Raw genomic sequence first — 3,612 nt, 5'->3', positions numbered from 1 at the left:
GCCCTCGGCAACCCCTTTTCTCCCCCTTAAAATGATTATCATTCTTGAGAAAACCTGTCTCTTGTTTTTCTTGGAATAATTTATTCTTTGGAAGTCCCTTATGTTGCTATGACTCGCGCTAAAGAAAAATTAATTGTTTGTTCTACTCAGCAGAATTTATTTGTACAGCAAGCTGGTTTAACTTCAAAAACCACTGCTTATACTGAAACTCAACTTCCTCGGTTGATGCGTTACTTTGATTTAACTCCCAGTAATGTACATCTAGGCTATGAATTGACTAAAAGAAGGCAGAACATCATTAAAAGTTTGCATGAAAGTACTCCTATCGAATTAAGGATAAATTCTTTCGGTAATGGTTGGAGTATTTTTACACAGCAGAATCAGGAAATTGGTTGTTTATCACGGGATGGAACGCAATCTCTTATAAATAAAGGTATTTTCCCTGGACAGTTTCAGTTTCAGCCTGGTGAAGTAACAGTCCGATATCTATATGACCATACTAAGAGGGATGATATAACAGGAGAAATTTCGGAGAATTGGTTTGTTGTGATTCCACAAATTCGAGTATGTAGAAATGCTGAAAATTAAATTTATGGCGATCACTGCAACCATCCGCCCCCATTGTTTACCTAATTCGGTTGGGCGATACGGGATTTTCCGGTCATTGCAAACCAGCATAAATCAGTCAGTTGTTCACTGCTGCTGCACTCATCCCAACTACCTCGTCTATATTTGTAGGCTTAAGGTATGCGTCATCGCTAATATTGGTTATTGCAATCGCTGTTTCCTTTTTGGCAGTTGTGTAACGCTGGAATAATTTGCTTTTATTGAATGGTGTCAATTGTCCAAGGAAATCGAGTTAAATCCTGGTGATGTGCTTCAAAAAAGATGAACTTGTTTTCATTCCAGTCGAGATGAAGGGTAAGACAAATTTTGTCAGGGTCTACTCTTTCAACGCTTTTATCGTGCCAACAGTTAGTGCCTGTTAGCTGCCTGTCTAAAGACTCTGTAGAAATCTCTGCTATGGCTGCGCTTGATGCCGCATTCTCAACTGTGTTGACTGAAGTAGGAATTTTCTGCTTTTTCTCATCAACTAAAAATAATCTGTATTCAGGCGGTATCTGAGCAAGGCTGACAAAATACTTGATGATTTCTGGTACAGCTTGAGCAAGCGTGGTACGATCTTCATCCAACGTGATTAACTGTTCCTCTAATGTTGGGTATGAAAATAGGCGATCGCGCACAGTAATATTGGTTTGTCTAACTCCTGAAATATTTAAGCTTTTTTGTAAGCATCGGATACTGTTTATAATTCTGTGCTGAAGATAAATTTCAATGCCAAAGTTTGAATAAAATTCTTCACCTATATTTTCAGAGGGTTGGCCTTGTTGCCGCACTTTAGTAAAGTTATACCAAGCTTGAGGATCAGACATAATCCGGTAAATCATTACTTTATCTTCAGCACTACCCCCCAGTCCGGCTATCGCCAAGTAAACTTGCTTGTTTAGTAATGAAGGGTAGGTGAATTTGTGACAGTTAGGGGCTTTTATGTGAACACAGTCCCAAAGCAGAGAGGATAACCCTTCGGTAGTGAACAGATGAGGGTTATCTTGGAGGAGTAGTTGGAAAACTGGTACTGGATTATACATATATTTAATTTTAGGGCAATATGATGGAGCTAGCACATTGTTTAATAGCCAGCATTATAGTTTTTTGTCTAGTTAAATATACTTAAATTAATATTTTTAGAAGTACATAATTTTTTGGTTTAAATCTAATTTATATCGGTTTTAGATAGCTTCAAATTCTTTATTTAGTGATAAATCTCACGAATGCCACTACAAGGCTACTCTTGCCTAACTTTTGAAAATTCTCTAAGTTAGACGTGGCTATCCTTTGCAGAAGGGCTAGTGAAGGCGATCGCGCTCTTGGCGGGGAGCGATCGCTTTTAATTACGGGAATTGGGTACGTGAGTTACTAACTCCATTAAGCTGATTTCTCTGTCTGCCAATTTATTAAGGGCATTACAGAGATTGTCCAGTGCTTCACCATCTAGGCGTGGCATAGTTTCTGCTTTTCTTAGATTTGTCACTGAGTTGGGATGCACACCCAATTCGGCCGCTAGCTCTTTTGATTTTATTTTGTACCTAGCCATAACTTCTCGTAACTTCCAAATGATCAAAGCTTGATTCATAAAAACAACACCTTAACTTTACTTCTTCCGCCAGCATATCACATAATTATCAAAGTCATGCATTGATTTAAAACACTCTAAAAGTGATAAATCACAATTAGACATTGACAAAACACAGTATCGCTTTTATATTGATAAGCATAAGGGTAAGGAAAGCGAACTGCCTGCACCCAGGACGCGAAAGAGTTCGCAAGTCAACCATTACAAACCAAGTCAAGCCAACATTCCAACTCGAAACATAGTCTAGAGACATGATCACCGGGGTATAGCACAAACTCTATTGAGTGGGTAAAGAAGCCTGGAGAAGCAATCAACGGACACACAGCCATTTTGAGCAAGCCTTTTATTCAAAGCAGAAGCAATCGCCTTAGTGCAGTGGCTGGCAAATAATACTATTGAAGCCGTCGGTCGCGTGACACACTATGTCTTTTGCTTAGTAGCTCTAACTACTGGTTAGGAGCAAGAAAAATGAGGCTTCGCCAATTCTATAGCAATCCTAAATCATTTGTGAAAATCAATCATACATAAATATTTTTGGGAAATTAAATATTTCATGGTGAACAGCGAGTTCAAATAAACGCTTGACAATAGTAAAAGATTTACATAGATGATAATATTCTCTAATAAACTTTTTAGCAGACAACCAAATATCTTCCACTGGGTTTTGTGTCGGGTCATTAGGAGCGAAGCGAATACAAGTAACTTTCCATTCGTTCTCGTTTAGACCCTGATTTACAGATTTTAAATAATCTTGAAATTCAACTGAACGGTGATAACTAGCTCCATCCCAAATCAAAGTCATGCGGCTTTTAGGATATTGAGTAAGCAGGTATTCTACGAATGCAATTGCCGATTTAGAATTACCTTTTTTGAACGGCTTAATTAAAAATTCTTGTGTGTAATAATTCAGTGCACCAAAGTATGTCTGTCTTTGTCTTTCGTTAAGAACTGGAACTTCAATTCTTTCTTGAGTATTACCCCAAATATAACCACAAATGTCTCCCCACAACAAATGACACTCATCCTCAAAAAATACAACCATTTCTCCAGACACAATCTCACTTTGATGTGCATTAAGCCATGCTGTAATTTCTAGTTTTTTTTTGCTACTAACTCCTCGTCTTTGCGTGGGTTCTTTTTTTGTGTTTTTTTCCAACTTATAGATGCTTCTTTAAATAGATTATAATAACTTTGGTTTGACTCAAATGCTATATTGAAACTTTCTTCTATGTACTCTTTTAGTTCATTTAAATGCCAGTAATCTTTTTGTCTAAGCCATTGAATCACTGTTTGTTTTTGTTTGCTATCAAGATAACCCCAGAACTTACGCATTGACAAATGAAACAAAGAATGCGGATAAGAAAAGAATAAGCGATCGCTAGCAGTAGGGGGCTGAAAAGATAGATAATTTACACTGT

At 37.5% G+C, this 3,612-nt stretch carries 5 protein-coding genes; 1 reads left to right on the top strand and 4 read right to left on the bottom strand.

Annotated elements, in window-relative coordinates; genetic code table 11:
* Window positions 1-108 precede the first annotated feature (108 nt).
* A complete protein-coding gene (locus tag H6G26_RS39895) occupies window positions 109-588 on the top strand; it encodes a hypothetical protein (RefSeq protein WP_190737462.1) in 480 nt (159 codons plus the stop codon).
* Window positions 589-824: 236 nt separating this feature from the next.
* On the opposite strand, the gene H6G26_RS39890 is transcribed toward H6G26_RS39895, so the two are convergent.
* The 4 genes from H6G26_RS39890 to H6G26_RS39875 form a co-directional block, all read right to left on the bottom strand.
* Window positions 825-1,649, bottom strand: a complete 825-nt coding sequence (locus H6G26_RS39890; protein WP_190737460.1) for a hypothetical protein — start codon at window positions 1,647-1,649, stop codon at window positions 825-827.
* Window positions 1,650-1,948: 299 nt separating this feature from the next.
* Window positions 1,949-2,194: a helix-turn-helix transcriptional regulator gene (locus H6G26_RS39885; protein ID WP_190737458.1), complete on the bottom strand. Its 246-nt coding sequence runs from the start codon at window positions 2,192-2,194 to the stop codon at window positions 1,949-1,951.
* Window positions 2,195-2,708: 514 nt separating this feature from the next.
* On the bottom strand, window positions 2,709-3,350 hold the full coding sequence (locus H6G26_RS39880) for a transposase (RefSeq protein WP_190737456.1): 642 nt from the start codon (window positions 3,348-3,350) through the stop codon (window positions 2,709-2,711).
* On the bottom strand, window positions 3,287-3,612 hold a 326-nt coding region (locus H6G26_RS39875), incomplete at its 5' end, for a winged helix-turn-helix domain-containing protein (RefSeq protein WP_206757592.1). The genes H6G26_RS39875 and H6G26_RS39880, both read right to left, overlap by 64 nt.

This window comes from Nostoc sp. FACHB-888 (assembly GCF_014696655.1).
Taxonomy (GTDB): domain Bacteria; phylum Cyanobacteriota; class Cyanobacteriia; order Cyanobacteriales; family Nostocaceae; genus Nostoc.
This window is presented reverse-complemented; position numbering and strand designations above follow the sequence as displayed.

Excerpts from the sequence above, each read along its gene's own strand:
- H6G26_RS39895 (WP_190737462.1), top strand. The coding sequence starts at position 109 with ATGACTCGCGCTAAAGAAAAATTAATTGTTTGTTCTACTCAGCAGAAT.
- H6G26_RS39885 (WP_190737458.1), bottom strand. The coding sequence starts at position 2,194 with ATGAATCAAGCTTTGATCATTTGGAAGTTACGAGAAGTTATGGCTAGG.
- H6G26_RS39890 (WP_190737460.1), bottom strand. The coding sequence starts at position 1,649 with ATGTATAATCCAGTACCAGTTTTCCAACTACTCCTCCAAGATAACCCT.